Genomic DNA, 17,182 nt, shown 5'->3' with positions numbered 1-17,182 from the left:
TTTTTATCTAATAAAAATGTTTAGCTTTGCCTGTTATTACACACAACTTATGATGAAAAAATTACTAAACCTGATTGGGGTATTATTGCCTTTATTTTTTCTTACACAGACCATTCTTCCGGCTTTTACGGTTAATCTTACAGGAACGGCGGAGACTTGTCCTAATAACGGTACACTTTCTTGGACAACGAGTGGAGCTACGGCTAACTCTAGTATAGTTTATAGTATTTATAATACCTCCGATTTAAGTAAGGCGGTTGAAACGACCACTTTGTTAACTTTTACTGGGCTTCCTACAGGTACTTATAAAGTAGTGGCTACACAAACTTTGGGTACATCTAGCAACCAAGCGACAAGTAACGATTTTACCATTGCTGACCAAAAGCCACCAACAATGACCGTTACCGCTTTTTCTATTATAGGTGAGAATTGTGGTAACGATGGTTCGTTTCATGTAAATGTTAAAGGAGGTAGAGCTCCTTACCGTTATCAGCTTATAGATGCTAATAACAATGTGATTTCAGAGGTGCAACAAAGTTTAACACTTTACAGCTTCACAAATCTTCCGAGTGGAACAAACCGTTATCGAGTAATAGATAACTGTGGGACAGGGGTAGTAGAAAGTGTTCAAATTTCTTCAAGTGTTAGTAGCTTTGATAACCTTGAATATTATGGGATAGGTGATGGATGTTCAAGGGTTGCTCTACATATGTACTATCCTACTAAAAACGGCAGTTTTGTATATGCAAATTACCCTCTCCAAGTTAAAATAAGTTATACCAATCCTACAACAGGTACGGTGGATACAGTAGAAGGTACGGTGCGTGATTATAGCACTGCTCAACCACCCATGGCATATATACCAATTTTTGAAGGGGTAAATATTTTACCTATTACTGTTACTACTACTGACGCTTGTGGAAGAACTATTACACAAACCAATAATTTTAATTACAATCAAACCTATGTAGGTGTTGAGAGTTTTGATAATGAAAATTGTGGAACATCGGTATATAAAATTTATCCAGATATTCCTATCTATTCTACTTACCGAGCTACACAATTTAATTTTAGAGTAGAGTTTTTAAATCCCCCTTCTGGATTTGACCCAGTTAGTTATAATGAATTTCATGGGCAAATGAAACAGAGCCATTCCTACACAAATTTGCCTACGGGAACGTATAACGTTCGTTACATAAATGAGTGTGGAGTATCCTTTGATACTACAATTAGGGTCAGAGGTAAAGGAAGTTTTTCTGAAAATACAGTGTATAGTATAAGAAGTGATAGGTCATGCCAAACAGATGAAAATCAACAGGTATATTATAACAATATTAAAGGCGGTAATGCATGGGGGTTTCGTGATACTAAAATAACTGTTGCTCCTCAAGCTTTTATAGATCAATATGGACCGCTACCTTATATTTTACCTGAAGATCGTTTTGTAATCGAAAATGGTAAAAAACGTACATTCTTGTTAGAGAATCTCCCTTTAGGAGAGTACACTTTTTCTTTTGGTAACATGTGTGATGACACCGTAGTAACAAAAACAATAACGACAATTAAACAAACTCCATTTGGTACTTCTCCTTCTGTGGAATATGGGTGTACTGTTGGAAATTTTAAATTTAATGATAATTTTTACTATCAACGTTATTTTCCTGAACAAAATGCTTGGGGAACATCTCCTACTCAGTTAGATACTCCAGGCGAAGTATCTCCTGCATTTTACTACAACAAGTCTTTTCGAGAATGGTATAACCAGCCTATTGGTCGCTATAGGATTATTCGTGATCCATATAGTGAATCAAGCGAAACAATCATAAACAACCAACTAAAAAGAGTTTATTGCCCAACGGTAGTTCTTAAAGAGTTTGAAATAACTAATATTGCGCTTACTTTTTCTAACGCCTATGCATTTGAATGTGCTAATGGGACTTATGATGTAGCTTTATCTGCAAGTGGTGGTACCGCTCCTTTAACTTACGCTATAGTATCTTCAGAGGCTAATGATGCAGCCATAACTAAAAATAACGGTACCAACCCTATATTTGAAGGTCTTGAAGGAGGAACTTATTTCTTCCGTGTGTATGATAAGTGTGGTAACTTCCAAACAAGAAAGTTAGATATTGCTAAACTAGGCCGTCCGGGTATTCGTATGGTGCCTGTGTGCGATACCAACAATCTGAGTCTTGCCGTAGACGGTTTGGATTATCTGAGCTACGAATGGACCAAAGAGGGAAGTACAGAGGTGTTGTCCACTACGAATGTATTAAACCTTGGAGAATATACAGCCGATAAGGCGGGGGGTTATAATGTACGCTTGAAGACTAATTCGCCAACCAGTTGTATCAATAGTGTGATTCCAGTAAAACTTACGGAGAATGCGCTTACGGCGGCAAGTGCGGGAACAGGGCAAATTGTTAATCTTACTTATGATGAAGCCATGGGGACAACAATCAACCTTTTCGATTATCTTCAAGGGGAGTATGACGGCTTTGGAAAATGGACGGAAACAACGACGCCACCGAGTAGTCTTTTGGTGGGCAGCCAGTGGCGTGTGGCTTCGGCAGCTTCGGGTACTTATCGTTTTAAATATTCGGTATCGGGGTTATGTGGCGGTCAAGAATCGACATCGGAAGTGGTTATTAACTTGGTCAAAGTATGTTATAAGACGCCTTTGCAGATTGCGGATGGAGATGCTCTTCCTTCCAAAGTGGGGATTACCGCACTAAACAGAATTGAAGATACGGGTTCGTTTGATAATTGGCCGATGGTAAGAAAAGGCGGTTGGTTGGCTTTGGAGTCTAATAAAAAAGGCATGGTCGTTAACCGGGTAGCTTTTGGTGCAGACGGTCTTCCTCAAGGGATTCCTGCAACGGATTTTGTTTCGGGAATGATGGTGTATGATACGACGAATAATTGTTTAAAAATTTACAATGGTACCGTTTGGAGTTGTTTTTCCACACAGACTTGTCCGGAGTAATCTTAATAATACGCTACTAAAATGAGAAAAAATCTTTCACTACTTTTTATAAGTTTATCCGCTTTGGCTTTTGGTCAGATAGCGGTGGGTAAAAACACGATCACCAATGCTTCGGTTTCTTTGGAATTTGGGACAGAGGCCCGAGGTCTTATTCTGCCTTATGTGGCGACACGTCCACAGGGGGATGCGGCTGTCCCTGGCACGATTATCATGGATGCTTCTGACGGAATCGTAAAGTATGCCAAGCCAAATGGCGAATGGAAGGACTTGACCTTTAACACGACTCACCAATTTGGTGGGGTTACGGTGGACACTACGGGAAAGGTGGATCGCAGTATTCAACTTTCCAAGCGTGAAGTGCCTACGGCTTCTGTGATTATAGGTAAAAACGTTCAGAACCAGCCTCTCGGGGTATTGGTTTTATCGGATAGCAATAAGGCGATGATTTTGCCTAAAATGGAGTCTCCGCATTTGAAAATTGCCAATCCGGCAGCGGGAATGATGGCATATGATACCTTAACCAATCAGCTGGCGGTTTTTAACGGGACGGTTTGGACGTTTTGGAAGAATTAAGCCTGAAAGAGACGAAGAGTGATTAATGAGAAAAAGCGAACCTCCTAGGAGGTTCGCTTTTTTTAGGTTTAATAGCCGAATAAATGAGCCGTTTTGGAAAGAGGAGACCGTTTTTAACGGCGGTTTTCCAGTTTTTCGGCAATGAATTTGGCGGTAAAAGAATCTTTCGATTGAGTTAAGTCTTCGGGAGTTCCGCTGAAGACGACTTCGCCGCCGTACTTCCCTGCGTTGGGGCCGATGTCGATAACCCAATCTGCCGATTTGATGATGTCGGGATGGTGTTCGATTACGATGACCGAATGCCCGAGATCAATGAGGGCTTGAAGCGATTTTAGCAATTTGTTGACGTCGTGGAAATGCAGACCGGTAGAGGGCTCGTCAAAAACAAAAAGGGTCTTTTCGGTGGTCTGTCCCTTTACGAGGAAAGAGGCTAATTTCACTCTTTGGGCTTCACCGCCGGAGAGGGTGGAAGAGCTTTGTCCCAGTTGGAGGTATCCCAGGCCGACCTCTTGAAGGGGCTTTAGCTTGGTGACGATTTTTTCTTCGCGGTTGTCTTCAAAAAAGGCAATGGCTTCGTCTACGGTGAGGTGGAGGATGTCCGAAATGGTTTTGTCGTCGAACTTGACTTCCAAAATTTCGCTTTTGAATCGGGTACCTTTACAGCTTTCGCATTCCAGTTCAATATCGGCCATAAATTGCATGGAGACATTGATGACGCCCTCACCTTTGCATTCGTCGCATCGTCCTCCGTCCACATTGAAGGAAAAATGTTTGGTTTTGTAGCCCATCATTTTGGAAAGCTTCTGCTTGGCAAATAACTCTCTGATGTCGTCAAAGGCTTTGAGGTAGGTAACGGGATTGGATCGGGAAGATTTTCCGATCGGGTTTTGGTCGATCAGCTCTAGGTTTTTGATGAGGCGACTCGGGAAAGTTACGCTGTCGTAATCGCCTTTTTTTCCACTGCCGCCTAATTGAATTTGCAAGTCGTTGGCGAGGATGCGCTTCATTAGAGTCGATTTTCCTGAGCCGGAAACCCCGGAAATCACGGTGAGGCACTCCAAAGGGATATTGATGTCGATGTTTTTCAGGTTGTTTTCCCTTGCACCTTTTATTTCGATAAAGGCTTTGGGAGTTCTTCTTCGTTCGGGGACTTTTATTTCTAAGGTGCCCTTTAGGTATTGCGAAGTTAGCGAATCGGCTTTTTCCAGGGCCTTGAAATCGCCTGAAAAAACCAAAGAGCCGCCTAAAAATCCGGCCTCGGGGCCAATGTCGATGATGTGGTCGGCCGCCCGCATAACGTCCTCGTCATGTTCTACGACGATGACGGTATTTCCCAAATCTCTTAGCTGTTTTAAGACTTCGATAAGGTTTTCGGTATCACGGGAGTGCAGGCCGATGGAAGGTTCGTCCAAAATATAGATGGAGCCGACCAAAGAACTTCCCAAACTGGTGGCCAAGTTGATTCTTTGGGATTCTCCGCCAGAAAGGGTGTTGGAGGTACGGTTGAGCGTAAGGTAACCTAAGCCGACTTTTATTAAAAAAGCCAAACGGGTAGTGATTTCGTAAAGCAGCCGTTTGGCTACTTGGTTTTCGTACGCGGTGAGTTTTAAGTTTTTTACGATTGGGAAAAGTTCATCAAGAGGAAGTTCGATGAGGCTCTGAAGGGTGTGGCCATCCACTTTGACCCACTGGGTTTCCTTCCGAAGTCTCAGTCCTTCACATTCGTGGCAGAGGGTTTTTCCGCGGTAGCGTGAAAGCATGACGCGGTATTGTATTTTATAGAGGTTTTCCTCAATCATTTTAAAGAAACGGTTTAGCGACGGGAAATGGTCGGTTCCGTCTCCTTTCCAAAGGTAGTTTCGCTGCTCTTTGGTCAGTTGGAAATAGGGTTTGTGAATGGGGAAATCGTTCGCTTTCAGGATGAATTCTTTTTTCCATTCACCCATGGTTTCGCCTTTCCAACAGGCAACGGCATCCTCGAAGACCGATAATCTCTTGTTGGGAATCACCAAATCTTCATCAATGCCTACGACTTTGCCGTAGCCTTCGCATACGGGGCACGCTCCGTAGGGGGTGTTAAAACTGAAAAAATGAACGTTTGGCTCTAAAAAAGTTTGACCGTCTAATTCAAATTTATTGGAGAAGGATTTGATTTTTCCGCTTTCGGTTTCTTTTAGCGAGCAGTGGCCGAGGCCTTCGTAGAAGGCCATCTGGATGGAGTCTGCTAATCTTTGAAGGAAGCTTTCGTCGGCTTGGTAGGTGAAACGATCCAGTACTAAATGCACCTCCATATTTTTTTCGGGAACAAAACCGAAACTTTCTAAATCTTCTATGCCGGCGATGTTTCCGTTGATTTCTAGGCGAGTAAATCCGGAGACTTTCAATCTGTTGAGAAGGGTTTTGAAGTCTTCAACTTCAAAAGTTAGGGGAGCGCGCAGCAGAAACGTGGTCGAAGTCTCTTGTTTTTGAAGGTAATCGATGACATCTGAAACGGAATCTTTTTTAACTTCTTCTCCGGATATGGGCGAGAAAGTTCGGCCGATTCGGGCAAAAAGGAGTTTCAGGTAGTCGTAAATTTCCGTCGAGGTCCCCACGGTGGAGCGGGGGTTGTTGGAGATGACTTTCTGTTGGATGGCGATGGAAGGCGCCAACCCTTTGATGTCGTCTATCTTTGGTTTTTCCAGTTTTCCGAGGAATTGGCGGGCGTAGGCGCTTAGGCTTTCCACATAGCGGCGTTGTCCTTCAGCGTAGATGGTGTCGAAGGCCAGGGAGGATTTTCCCGAACCCGATACGCCCGTGATTACCACCAACTTGTTTTTGGGGATGACCACGTCGATGTGCTTCAGATTGTTAAGATGCGCATTTTTGACGAAAATTTCCTTTCGTATTTCGATGTTTTCCTTTGTCGGCATAGGTTTTATTAAGCCTGGCAAAGGTACAGAATTTTAAAATTTTTGGAGAGATTGCTTTACTCTTATTTTCTTTTGCACCATGGTGTTTAAGGGATTTGAACTCCCATTTGCTGGAGTTTTTGTTTTAAGTCGGTTTGTGGGGATAAATGAAGGGTTTGAAAGCCTAAGCGGTTTGCGGTTTCGATGTTTCTGGCGTTATCGTCGATAAAGACGGATTCTTCGGCGCGAATCTGATAGCGTTCTAAGAGGATGTGCCAAATTTCAGGATCGGGTTTGATTCGTTTTTCGGTTCCCGATACGACGATTTTTCCCTCAAAAAGTTGAAAGAAATCATAGTTTTCCAAGGCGTAGGGGAAGGTTTCGGCGGACCAGTTGGTTAACCCGAATAATTGGTAGTCGGTTAGAGCCAAGGCTTTTAGAACGGCTACGTTTTCGGGGATGTCGGAACGGAGCATGGTGGTCCAATGGGAATAATACGCTCTGAGTTCTTTTTCCCATTGAGGAAATTTGCGAACTTGAATTTCCGTGCCTTCCTGCAGAGAGCGTCCGCGGTCCTGTTCGGCATTCCACTCGTCGGTGGCGATGTTTTTAAGAAAGAATTCCATCTTTTCGTCGTCGTTGAAGTAGCCTTTGTAGAAGTATCGGGGATTCCAGTCCATCAGAACGCCGCCAAAATCGAAGATAATGTTTTTAATCATGTGTTTTAATTTTGAAGGTTAGGGTGGAAATCAGGGTGATTATAATTAAGAAATGCAAATAATAGGCGTTGGTAAGTAGCTCCAAATAGCCGATTTTAAAATTGCTTAACGAAATTAGAATCAGGATTTGAGCTCCATAAGGAATGAGTCCCTGAACGTAACAGGCAAAAATATCCAACTGGGAAGCCGAAACTTTGGAGGGGAGATGGTATTTGTCGTTGATTTCTTTGGCGATTTTACCAGAAATAAGGATTGCAATGGTATTGTTGGCTACGGCCAAATTGGTGATTCCGACCAAGGCTCCGATGCCTGCCAAGGCTGATTTAGGCCCTTGGATGAAACGCTCCGTGGTGCGTAGCAAAAAAGTGATGCCGCCAGCTTTTTCCACCAATGCGGCCAATCCTCCGGTAAGAAGAGAAAGCAGAAAAATTTCGGTCATTTCGGTAAACCCTTTGTAGGTGAGTCCCGCAAATTCCATCCATCCGAATTTATCGTAAAAAAGCCCTAAGCCACCGGCAAAAACAAGGCCGGAAAATAGGGTGATAAAAACATTCATTCCCATAAGGGAAAAGCAGATGACCAAAATATAGGGCATCATTAACAGCCAGTGGCTGGCTTGGGATTCCTGAAGGTTTTGGGTTGGAGAGATTCCGCTTCCGAATAGGATAAAAGCTACAAAAGCTGCGAAAGCCGCGGGGAGAGCCAATTTTAAATTGGCTTTCAGTTTGTCTTTCATGTGGCAGCCTAGGCTTTGGGTGGCGGCGATGGTGGTATCCGAAATAACGGAGAGGTTGTCCCCGAACATGGCACCGCAGAGAAGGGCGGCTCCAACAAAGCCCAAGGGGGCTCCGCTTTTCTCGGCTAGTTCAATGACGATTGGTGCTAGTGTTACGATAGAACCTACGGAGGTTCCGCTAGCAAAGGAAAGAAAAGAAGCCATGACCAGCACGCCGGCCGCAAAGTATTGAGGCGAAACGTAGGTTATACCGATGTTGACAATGGTGTCCACGCTTCCGGAGGCTTTGGTTACCGTGGCAAAGGCTCCTGCCAGCAAATAAATGACACACATGGTGAGGATTTTATCATCTCCGATGCCTTTCAGAAAGGTTTCCGTTTTTTGTTTGAAGGAGCCTTTGAAAATCAAAAAGGCCGTTACGATGCCCAGTAGGGCTGCAATAGGCGAAGGAAGGGCGTAGAAGTCTTTGTTAATCAGTCCTGATCCCAAAAAAACAGCAATAAAGACGATTAGTGGAATGATACTCAGAAAGGAAGGGCGCAGGGTTTTCATAAAGGGTAAAATTGGTTTTCGTTTTCGAGCGGCAAAGTTAGGCAAAAACCACTAAAAGGTAAGGGCTTAGACGTTTTGGGGGGTGAAAATGTACTGCTGACCGTCATAATCGGCTCCGATGTGTTGGAGGCCATTGCTGAGAATGATTTTCGAGGCTCCGACGACGGTATTGTATCTTGCAATTTGTTCGAATGTCTTTTCCGTGAGTTTAATGTGGGGGGCTTTGCATTCCACGAGGATCTCGGGCTTGGCTTTTTGGGTGACCAAAAGGTCGAGACGTTTGGTTAGCCCGTTGAGTTCCAGTTTTTTTTCGGTGATTAGGGCAGAGGGGGCATAGTTTTTTACGGTTAAAAAATGATGAATCCAATGTTGGCGCACCCATTCTTCTGGGGTGAGCAGGAGCCACGATTTTCGTGGTAAATCATAAATAAAAAAATTATCTTTGTCTTTTCTGAGTTTAAAATCAAAAGTTGCCGTAAAGTTTAGCTTCGGAAGTTGCATTATGAAAGAATTGGATTCAATCCTCAAAAGTATTAAAAATAAAACACTTCTCCCGGTGTATTTTTTCCATGGGGAGGAGCCTTATTACATTGATGTGGCGGTTAAATCGTTTGAGAACGATTTGTTGGCGGAGGACGAAAGAGCTTTTGGCCAGACGGTGGTTTACGGGAAGGATACCACGGTGGCGGAAGTGGTGGCTTCGGCCAAGCAATACCCGATGTTTGGAGAGCGGAATTTGATTGTGGTTAAGGAAGCGCAGGATTTGCGTATGGGTGAGGAAGAAGGGCAAATGCTGGAGCAGTATTTCTCTAATCCTATTCCCACGACGGTTTTGGTGATGGCTTATAAGCATAAGAAACTGGATGCGCGTAAGAAATTTGCAAAGCTTTTACAGAAGGCGGGGATGCTGTTTTATAGTGAGCCGGTGAAGGAGTATCATTTGCCGCAGTGGATTTCCGAAGAGTGTAAGAAATTTGGGATTCAGACGGCGCCGAATATTCCCCACTTGTTGGCGGATTATTTAGGGGGGGACTTGTCCAGGATTGCCAATGAACTCAATAAACTTAAAATCATTCTGAAAGAAGGGGAGCTTTTGGATAGTAAAATCGTGGAGCAGCATATTGGGATTAGTAAGGATTTTAACGTGTTCGAACTTAATAATGCTTTGGGGAGCAGGGATGCAGCTAAGGCCATGCGCATTGCTCATTATATTGGCCGTAATCCTAAGAGCAATTCTTTTGCGATGATTGTGGGGACGATTTACGGTTTCTTTTCCAAAATCATTATTTATCATACTTTGAAGGGCGAGAGCCAACAGGCCATTGCCTCCGAACTGGGCGTGCCTCCTTTTTTTATTAAAAACTATGCGGAAGCGGCCCGTAATTACCCTTTAAAATATGCCACGCGGGTGATTTCCATTCTCAGGGAGTTCGATCTTAAAAGCAAAGGGCTGGGGGCATCGAATGCTGACGAGGGCGAACTGCTGACCGAGTTGACTTATAAAATTCTCAATGTGGATAAGGTTAAGGTGTCGCTTTAGTTGGGGTTACAAAATTTTGAATCAATGTTTCAAAATCTTTTTGGGCTTAGGGTTTGGCGTACTAATTGATGCTTTTGTCGGGAATTAAAATAATGACATTATGAATCCGGTATTACTAAGAAGAATCTTGACATGGGCGGCTCCGTTTATCATTGGCTATATCGTAAAAAAATACGAAGAGCGAAAAGCGAAGAAGCTGAAATAGCATGGTGGTTAAGAAGTATTAATGACCTTCCGATTGGTATCGGGAGGTTTTTTTATGGGAAACTGATAAATCTCAAACGGTTTGACTTTTAAAACTCTGTCGAAAAGGGTATTTTTGAGGGATTAACCATAATATTAAACGACTAATGGGATTTCCTACAGACTTAGAAATTGCTCAGCAGGCGGATCTCCGTCCGATTCGTGAGATTGCCGAGAAGTTGGGTATTGCGTCCGATGATTTGGAAAATTACGGCAAGTACAAAGCCAAGATTCCTTTGGAGTACATTGACGAGGAAAAAGTAAAAAAAGCCAAATTGGTTTTGGTTTCGGCTATTAATCCTACGCCGGCGGGTGAGGGTAAAACGACGGTGTCTGTCGGCTTGGGCGATGGTCTGAACAAAATAGGCAAAAAAGCGGTGGTGGTTTTAAGGGAGCCTAGCTTGGGGCCGGTGTTTGGTATTAAAGGCGGTGCGGCCGGTGGCGGGTATGCTCAGGTGATACCGATGGTGGATATTAATTTGCATTTCACTGGGGATTTTTCTGCGGTGGAAAAAGCCAACAATCTTCTTTCTGCGTTGATTGACAATAACCTTCAAAATAAAAAACATTCGCTGAATATCGATCCTAAAACCATTGTTTGGAAAAGGGTAATGGATATGAACGACCGTTCGCTCAGGCAGATTGTCATTGGCCTTGGTGGTGCGGGTAATGGGGTAACTCGGGAAGAAGGCTTTAATATTACGCCGGCTTCGGAGGTGATGGCGATTCTTTGTTTGTCGAAGAATTTTGAAGATTTAAAGACTCGTTTGGGGAATATTTTTGTAGGGTATACCTTCGATAAACGTCCTGTTTATGCGAGAGATCTTAAAGCGCATGGGGCGATGGCTATTCTTCTCAAGGATGCCGTCAAGCCGAATTTGGTTCAGACGCTGGAGGGGAATCCTGCCATTCTTCACGGAGGGCCTTTTGCGAACATTGCTCAGGGGACCAATACGATTATAGCGACGAAAATGGGCCTTTCGTTAGGGGACTATGTTGTTACGGAAGCTGGATTTGGTGCGGATTTGGGGGCTGAAAAATTTCTTCATATCAAATGCCATTATGCGGGGCTTAAACCCGATGCGTATGTTATTGTGGCTACGGTAAGGGCTTTGCGTTATCATGGCGGGGCTCAAAAGGGAGCGTACGAAACACCGAATCTTCTTGCGGTGGAAAAAGGCATGGCAAATCTTGAGAAGCATATTGAAAATGCTTTTAAACTCGGGCTTAAACCGATTGTTGCGCTTAATCATTTTGCCACCGATTCCGAGGAAGAAATTGCATTGGTGGAGAAAGAATGTGCGAAATTGGGGGTGAAGGCCATTTTGGCGGACGAATTCACTCAGGGAGGCGAAGGCATGAAGGCTTTGGCGGCAGAGGTGGTTCGTAGTGCCGAACAGGATGGTAACGATTTCCGTCCTTTGTATGATCTGGCCGAAACCATCGAACAAAAAATTGAAACCATTGCCCGCGAAATTTATGGGGCGCAGGGGGTTAATTATTCTCAAAAAGCCAAGACTCAATTAAAGACGATTTACAATTTGGGGATGGGGGAACTGCCGGTCTGTATGGCTAAGACGCAAAAATCTTTGTCTGACGACGAGAAAAAAATTGGGCGTCCAGAGGGGTTTGTTGTTACGGTTCGTGAGTTTGAATTCGCGGCGGGAGCTGGTTTTGTAATTCCGATTTTGGGGGACATGATGCGTATGCCGGGCTTACCGAGCGTGCCTGCTGCCGAAGGGATGGATATTGATTCGGAGGGGCACATTACGGGGTTGAGTTGATTTTATTTAAACGTTTATTTAATTTTTATTTCTTTGATAATCAGTTTATTGTTTTGTTTTTAGAGGAGAGGGGGTGCGGTTTGGCATGGTTTTTACACTTTTCAAACCAGTAAAAGAAGTAAAATTTAAAATTATGAAATCACTTAAAAAAGCAGCCCTTGCTTTGGGGCTTGTAGCCGTAGGAACGGTAAGCGCACAGAATGTAAGCATGAAAAACATGTTGAAAGTAGGAGCTAACGTGGGAGCGGTTTTACCTTCGGAAAATGCTTCGGTTGCTGCCGGGATTGATGTGGCTTATCAAAATTTGGTAACTCCGGGATTCGGATTGGGTATTGCCACGGGCTATACGCATTATTTTGCTAGTGAGAATAACGGATTGTCCAATAATGATTTTGGGGTTGTTCCTTTGGCCGGGTTGATTCGGATTTACCCTAAAAAAACCGGATTGTATTTCGGTACGGATTTGGGGTACGGATTTATTACGGGAGATGCGAAAGTGGCTTCCAATTCGACGGTGGCTAGACCTGATGGAGGGCTTTACATTAAGCCGGAAATAGGGTACCATAACAACGACTGGAATGTTGCTCTTCAGTATCAAAAGGTCTTCACGGGAACCGACGGAGAGATTGGCAGTCAAAAGTATAACGCCGGATCTTTGGGACTAGGTGTCTCCTACAATATTCCTTTGGGGAAATAAGCGAAAAGCTTTTTATTATTATCGAAAAGGCTGTCCTGAAAAGGGCAGCTTTTTTTGTCGTTCACAATCAAATAAAACGATAGATGGATTTACAAATTATTTGATATTCAATGGTATAAAATGCTAGATGATCGAGGAAAGAGGAAATAGAAAATAGAAAAAAGGCTATTCTTAAGAAATAGCCTTTTTAAAAAGAAAGTCTTTTGGGGATTAAAATTTCCAGCCAAAAGTTAGGGTTAGATTATTGAGGCTTTTTTTCACTTCAGAAACAACAGCGGTGTTATTGGTGAAGAAAAAGTCTTGGGAGTAGTATCCTGTGTTGGATGCTGCCGATCCTCTCAGGAACGGATTACTGTATGACGAGGAAATATTGTTATAAGCCGCGTCAATGTAAAAGGTTTTGAAATCATAGCCTAAACCGAAACCAATTGTGTTTCTTGCCCCTGTAATCCATTTCGCTGAGGAAAAATCAGTGGTGGCTCCCGTATTGGTAAAGGCCGACAAGGTTATTTGATCGAAAGGATTGCTGGCATAGGCGTAACCTCCTCTCACACGAAATTGTTTGATGCGGTATTCGGCTCCGAGTTTTATTTCGGACGTATTTTTATAATTGTTGCTGAAAAAGTTATCCATTTCCTTTTGGGCATCGTCCGCTAAGCCTGAAAATTTAGGTTTGGATAGCCCCAGGGTATAATCCAGATTTACGGCAAAACTTTTACTGGGGACGTAAGCGGCACTCAGAGTGGCTTTTGTTGGAGAGGTGAATTTTCGAGATTCTATGTATTGTAAATCATCGCTTTGATCGTAATACGTGTAAGAGCGATCGATGGTCCACCAGGAAGGTGTTTCGATTGCGGCACCCAAACGGAACTCGTTGTTTACTTTTCCGATTACCCCGAACGAAGCGGAAACGCCCGTGGCTTCTTCATAAAATGGAGTATATTGTTTATGGAAAAAATCACTCACTCCGTTGAGTGCAGGGGTGGTACTGGTAAGGGTCATTTCGGCAAGGTCCTTTTGGTTTAGGTGTGCCGTATGGACGTTCAGTCCGGCTCCCACGTAGATTTTATTGTCGTAGTTGGCTCCCACACCGATATTGGTTCTCGAAAGGCTTCCGGTTCGGTCGTAAGCGTGGCGGTTAAAGGTCAGGCTTTCGGTAGCGGTCATGTCGATTATGGTATTTCCGCTTTGGTCTCTGGACTCAACGTAGTTGTTTAGGTTTCGGTTGGTGTAATTGAAACCGATGTTTATGAATTTCCAAGGGGTATTTCCATTGATTTTAAATACGGCTACACCACCTGCTTGCCCCATGTTGGAATTCTTTTCCGAATAATCAAACGCGTTGCCGTAGAGGGTAGCGGTATTTTTGAATTGATCTCGGCTTAGGGAAATCGAGAGGTCGCTCATAATAGCAACGCCTATCCCTGCGGGGTTTACGCTAAGTGTGGAAACATCGCCTCCCAAGGCGCCCATGGCACCGGCCATGGCATTGTATTTAGCGGTACCGTTTACCGAACTACCAGAATAGACCTCGGCTGTATTTCTCAAAACGGACACGTCTTGAGCCTGAACGAAATAAATCGCACCTACTGTCAGTAGGGTTAAAGTCTTTTTTAACATGATATCTTAGGATGATCTTTTAATTAAAACGAATAAATTAAAAATAGTTTACGAAACGGGTTTTCCTTTGGTTATCTTCCTCCGGATCTCATTCCACCGCCACCGCCGGATCTCATTCCGCCGCCGCCTGAGGAGCCTCCTCCTCTGAAGCCGCCGCCACTCATTCCGCTGCTTCGGAACCCGCCGCTGTCACCACTGCTTCGGAATCCGCCGCTATTTCCGGAAGGGTAGCTATTGTTATTCATGCCCCGGTAGGTTGGGGAGCTTGTCCGATCGGAAGAACGCATGCCGGAATAGGGGGTATTGTTACGCACTCCTGAGGTTGCTCCGGATCTTTGGTAGAAAGTGTTATTGTTCGTTCTAAATCCACCGTTGTTGGTTTGACCTGTTCTAGAGGTTGCGGCGCGGTTATAGTAGTTTCCGTCTGCGCCGCTTAGTCTCACGGATGGTGTACGCAGAAGGCGGTTAGAAGGGGTATAAACTCCGTAATAGCCGTTACCCCAATAATTGGCTCCGTAGAAGCCACCCCAACCCCAGTAAGGATTCATCATTCCCCAACGTGGGCCATAGAATCCCCAAAAAGGATCATTCCAACCCCAAGGGCTATTCCAGCCCCAAGTTGCACCCCATCCCCAGCCGAAGCCTGCGCCATAATAACCGCCCCAGCCGAATCGGGAGCCCCATCCCCAACCAAATCCGGGACCCCATCCCCAATAAGGATTCATCATTCCCCAGCCATGGTTGTAATAGTTGGTTTCCGAACCACTGAAGGTTCCCCAATCCGAACTTGTAGCGTCTTGACCTCTCCAGTTATCGCTGTGGTAACGATTGTTCCAATCTCTTTGGTTTTGGGCGCTTCTTGCGATCACGCCGGCTTCCTCCACTTGGTCGTAGTTATATTCGTCTCCCACTTGATTTGCTCCGTAGTAAGGTCTTTCAACCTGAGGTAAAACGTCTTTATTGGGGTCGTAGTAGACTCCGTCGGTTTCGGTGTAACCTCCACCGGTATAGATTACACAAGACGATAGAAGCATTCCACCGGAAACCGTTAAAACAACTTTGGATTTCAACAGTTTTATCAGGTTTTTCTGTATATTTTTTTTCATGACGGTAAGAAAAATTTTAAATTAATCTATATTTGCATATCTAAACATCCAATGCCAAAAGTGTACCAACTTCGGACATCCAATTTCGGGTAAAAATACGCTTTTTAAATTAGATGAATAGGGTTAATAAAAGTTAAATTTTAAGTTTACGAAACAAATAATGGCAAAATTAACATCAAGAAGCGAAGATTATAGCAAATGGTACAACGAACTGGTTGTAAAGGCTGATTTGGCAGAAAACTCAGGCGTCAGGGGATGCATGGTCATTAAACCTTACGGGTATGCCATCTGGGAAAAAATGAGGGATGAGCTCGACCGGATGTTTAAGGCAACGGGGCATCAGAATGCTTATTTTCCGCTTTTTGTGCCAAAGAGTTTGTTCGAGGCCGAGGAGAAGAATGCCGAAGGCTTTGCTAAGGAATGTGCGGTGGTAACCCACTACCGATTGAAAACCGATCCGGAAAATCCTCAAAAACTGATTGTAGATCCTGAGGCCAAGTTGGAGGAGGAGCTGATTGTACGGCCGACTTCGGAGGCTATTATTTGGAACACCTACAAGACGTGGATTCAATCGTATAGGGATTTACCTATCCTAATCAACCAGTGGGCTAATGTGGTGCGTTGGGAGATGAGAACGCGTTTGTTTTTGCGGACGGCGGAATTTTTGTGGCAGGAAGGGCATACGGCGCATGCCACAAGAGAGGAAGCTTTGGCCGAAACCGAGCAAATGCTTGAGGTTTATGCTGATTTTGCCGAGCGGTTTATGGCGGTGCCGGTGATTCGGGGCATCAAAACCCCGAGTGAACGTTTTGCAGGGGCAGAAGAAACGTATTGTATTGAGGCGATGATGCAGGACGGTAAGGCGTTGCAGGCTGGGACGTCTCACTTCTTGGGGCAAAATTTTGCGGAAGCATTTGACGTGAAATTTACCAATAAAGAGGGGAAAATGGAGTACGCTTGGGCGACTTCCTGGGGGGTGTCTACCCGATTGATGGGAGCGCTTATCATGGCGCATTCCGATGATTACGGCTTGGTGCTTCCACCGACTTTGGCGCCGATACAAGTCGTGATAGTGCCTATCTTCAAAGGGGAGGAGCAGTTGAAGCAGATTGATGAGGTGGCTTGTGACTTGGTTGAAAAATTAAAAGCAAAAGGCATTTCGGTCAAATACGATAATGACGATAAAAACAAACCCGGATGGAAGTTCGCAGAATACGAACTGAAAGGGGTGCCTGTGCGTATTGCCATGGGGGCAAGAGACTTGGAAAACCGTACGGTGGAAGTGGCTCGAAGGGATACGCTAACGAAAGAGGTTCAGCCGCTTGAAGGAATTGAAAATTACGTGGAAAATTTACTTAAATCCATCCAAGAGGCCATTTATGCGAAAGCATTAGCGTTCCGTCAGGCCAATATTACCAAAGTTGATTCTTACGAAGAATTTAAGAAGGTATTAGAGGAAAAAGGCGGATTTATTTCAGCGCACTGGGACGGTACGGCGGAAGAGGAAGAGCAAATAAAACAAGAAACTAAGGCGACAATCCGCTGTATTCCTTTGGATGCGGAAGAAGAGGAAGGTCTTTCATTGATATCGGGTAAGCCGTCCAAACGCAGGGTCATTTTTGCCAAGGCTTACTAATGCTACTAATAAAATATGTTTTGTCATTAAAGATTAATCCAGACTCCTTGGGGTTTGGATTAATTTTTGATAGAGATAGAGAACTAACTAAAAAAATAA

The 17,182-nt window shown here is 44.1% G+C and carries 12 protein-coding genes; 6 read left to right on the top strand and 6 right to left on the bottom strand.

Going from position 1 to position 17,182, the window contains the following annotated elements; all coding sequences use genetic code 11:
- The first annotated feature begins 49 nt into the window (after nt 1-49).
- Both VQ048_RS06760 and VQ048_RS06755 read left to right on the top strand, forming a co-directional pair.
- Entirely contained in the window at nt 50-2,986 is a 2,937-nt protein-coding gene (locus VQ048_RS06760; protein WP_327610929.1) for a phage tail-like protein, read from the top strand.
- A gap of 21 nt (nt 2,987-3,007) precedes the next feature.
- Nucleotides 3,008-3,559: a phage tail-like protein gene (locus VQ048_RS06755; RefSeq protein ID WP_327610928.1), complete on the top strand. Its 552-nt coding sequence runs from the start codon at nt 3,008-3,010 to the stop codon at nt 3,557-3,559.
- A gap of 113 nt (nt 3,560-3,672) precedes the next feature.
- On the opposite strand, the gene uvrA is transcribed toward VQ048_RS06755, so the two are convergent.
- The 4 genes from uvrA to VQ048_RS06735 form a co-directional block, all read right to left on the bottom strand.
- A complete protein-coding gene (gene uvrA, locus VQ048_RS06750; RefSeq protein WP_327610927.1) occupies nt 3,673-6,471 on the bottom strand; it encodes an excinuclease ABC subunit UvrA in 2,799 nt (932 codons plus the stop codon).
- Between the two features lie 86 nt (nt 6,472-6,557).
- Complete coding sequence (locus tag VQ048_RS06745; protein ID WP_327610926.1) at nt 6,558-7,169, bottom strand: HAD family hydrolase; 612 nt, start codon at nt 7,167-7,169, stop codon at nt 6,558-6,560.
- On the bottom strand, nt 7,162-8,457 hold the full coding sequence (locus VQ048_RS06740) for a Na+/H+ antiporter NhaC family protein (RefSeq protein WP_327610925.1): 1,296 nt from the start codon (nt 8,455-8,457) through the stop codon (nt 7,162-7,164). The genes VQ048_RS06745 and VQ048_RS06740 overlap by 8 nt, the downstream gene beginning before the upstream one ends.
- Nucleotides 8,458-8,523: 66 nt before the next feature.
- Nucleotides 8,524-8,958 (bottom strand): type I restriction enzyme HsdR N-terminal domain-containing protein, encoded by a 435-nt coding sequence (locus tag VQ048_RS06735; RefSeq protein WP_327610924.1) that lies wholly within the window; start codon nt 8,956-8,958, stop codon nt 8,524-8,526.
- 1 nt (nt 8,959) lies between these two features.
- On the opposite strand from VQ048_RS06735, the gene holA reads away from it, so the two are divergent.
- From holA to VQ048_RS06720, 3 genes are all read left to right on the top strand, one after another.
- Nucleotides 8,960-9,997: a DNA polymerase III subunit delta gene (gene holA, locus VQ048_RS06730; protein ID WP_327610923.1), complete on the top strand. Its 1,038-nt coding sequence runs from the start codon at nt 8,960-8,962 to the stop codon at nt 9,995-9,997.
- Nucleotides 9,998-10,347: 350 nt separating this feature from the next.
- The gene (locus VQ048_RS06725; RefSeq protein ID WP_327610922.1) at nt 10,348-12,024 is read left to right on the top strand and encodes a formate--tetrahydrofolate ligase; all 1,677 of its coding nucleotides are present in this window, start codon (nt 10,348-10,350) and stop codon (nt 12,022-12,024) included.
- Nucleotides 12,025-12,157: 133 nt separating this feature from the next.
- On the top strand, nt 12,158-12,721 hold the full coding sequence (locus VQ048_RS06720; protein WP_327610921.1) for a hypothetical protein: 564 nt from the start codon (nt 12,158-12,160) through the stop codon (nt 12,719-12,721).
- Nucleotides 12,722-12,931: 210 nt separating this feature from the next.
- Here VQ048_RS06720 and VQ048_RS06715 read toward each other — a convergent pair whose 3' ends face one another.
- Entirely contained in the window at nt 12,932-14,341 is a 1,410-nt protein-coding gene (locus tag VQ048_RS06715) for an OmpP1/FadL family transporter (protein ID WP_327610920.1), read from the bottom strand.
- Nucleotides 14,342-14,412: 71 nt separating this feature from the next.
- Nucleotides 14,413-15,447: a prolyl-tRNA synthetase gene (locus VQ048_RS06710; protein ID WP_327610919.1), complete on the bottom strand. Its 1,035-nt coding sequence runs from the start codon at nt 15,445-15,447 to the stop codon at nt 14,413-14,415.
- Nucleotides 15,448-15,607: 160 nt separating this feature from the next.
- On the opposite strand from VQ048_RS06710, the gene proS reads away from it, so the two are divergent.
- A complete protein-coding gene (proS, locus tag VQ048_RS06705; protein ID WP_327610918.1) occupies nt 15,608-17,083 on the top strand; it encodes a proline--tRNA ligase in 1,476 nt (491 codons plus the stop codon).
- Nucleotides 17,084-17,182 lie beyond the last annotated feature (99 nt).

Source organism: Bergeyella anatis (genome assembly GCF_036016955.1).
Classification (GTDB): domain Bacteria; phylum Bacteroidota; class Bacteroidia; order Flavobacteriales; family Weeksellaceae; genus JAYWXI01.
This window is presented reverse-complemented; position numbering and strand designations above follow the sequence as displayed.

Coding starts and splice junctions, on each gene's coding strand:
- VQ048_RS06715 (WP_327610920.1), bottom strand. CDS start 14,341: ATGTTAAAAAAGACTTTAACCCTACTGACAGTAGGTGCGATTTATTTC.
- holA (WP_327610923.1), top strand. CDS start 8,960: ATGAAAGAATTGGATTCAATCCTCAAAAGTATTAAAAATAAAACACTT.
- VQ048_RS06740 (WP_327610925.1), bottom strand. CDS start 8,457: ATGAAAACCCTGCGCCCTTCCTTTCTGAGTATCATTCCACTAATCGTC.
- proS (WP_327610918.1), top strand. CDS start 15,608: ATGGCAAAATTAACATCAAGAAGCGAAGATTATAGCAAATGGTACAAC.
- VQ048_RS06745 (WP_327610926.1), bottom strand. CDS start 7,169: ATGATTAAAAACATTATCTTCGATTTTGGCGGCGTTCTGATGGACTGG.
- VQ048_RS06710 (WP_327610919.1), bottom strand. CDS start 15,447: ATGAAAAAAAATATACAGAAAAACCTGATAAAACTGTTGAAATCCAAA.
- VQ048_RS06725 (WP_327610922.1), top strand. CDS start 10,348: ATGGGATTTCCTACAGACTTAGAAATTGCTCAGCAGGCGGATCTCCGT.
- VQ048_RS06735 (WP_327610924.1), bottom strand. CDS start 8,958: ATGCAACTTCCGAAGCTAAACTTTACGGCAACTTTTGATTTTAAACTC.
- uvrA (WP_327610927.1), bottom strand. CDS start 6,471: ATGCCGACAAAGGAAAACATCGAAATACGAAAGGAAATTTTCGTCAAA.
- VQ048_RS06760 (WP_327610929.1), top strand. CDS start 50: ATGATGAAAAAATTACTAAACCTGATTGGGGTATTATTGCCTTTATTT.
- VQ048_RS06720 (WP_327610921.1), top strand. CDS start 12,158: ATGAAATCACTTAAAAAAGCAGCCCTTGCTTTGGGGCTTGTAGCCGTA.
- VQ048_RS06755 (WP_327610928.1), top strand. CDS start 3,008: ATGAGAAAAAATCTTTCACTACTTTTTATAAGTTTATCCGCTTTGGCT.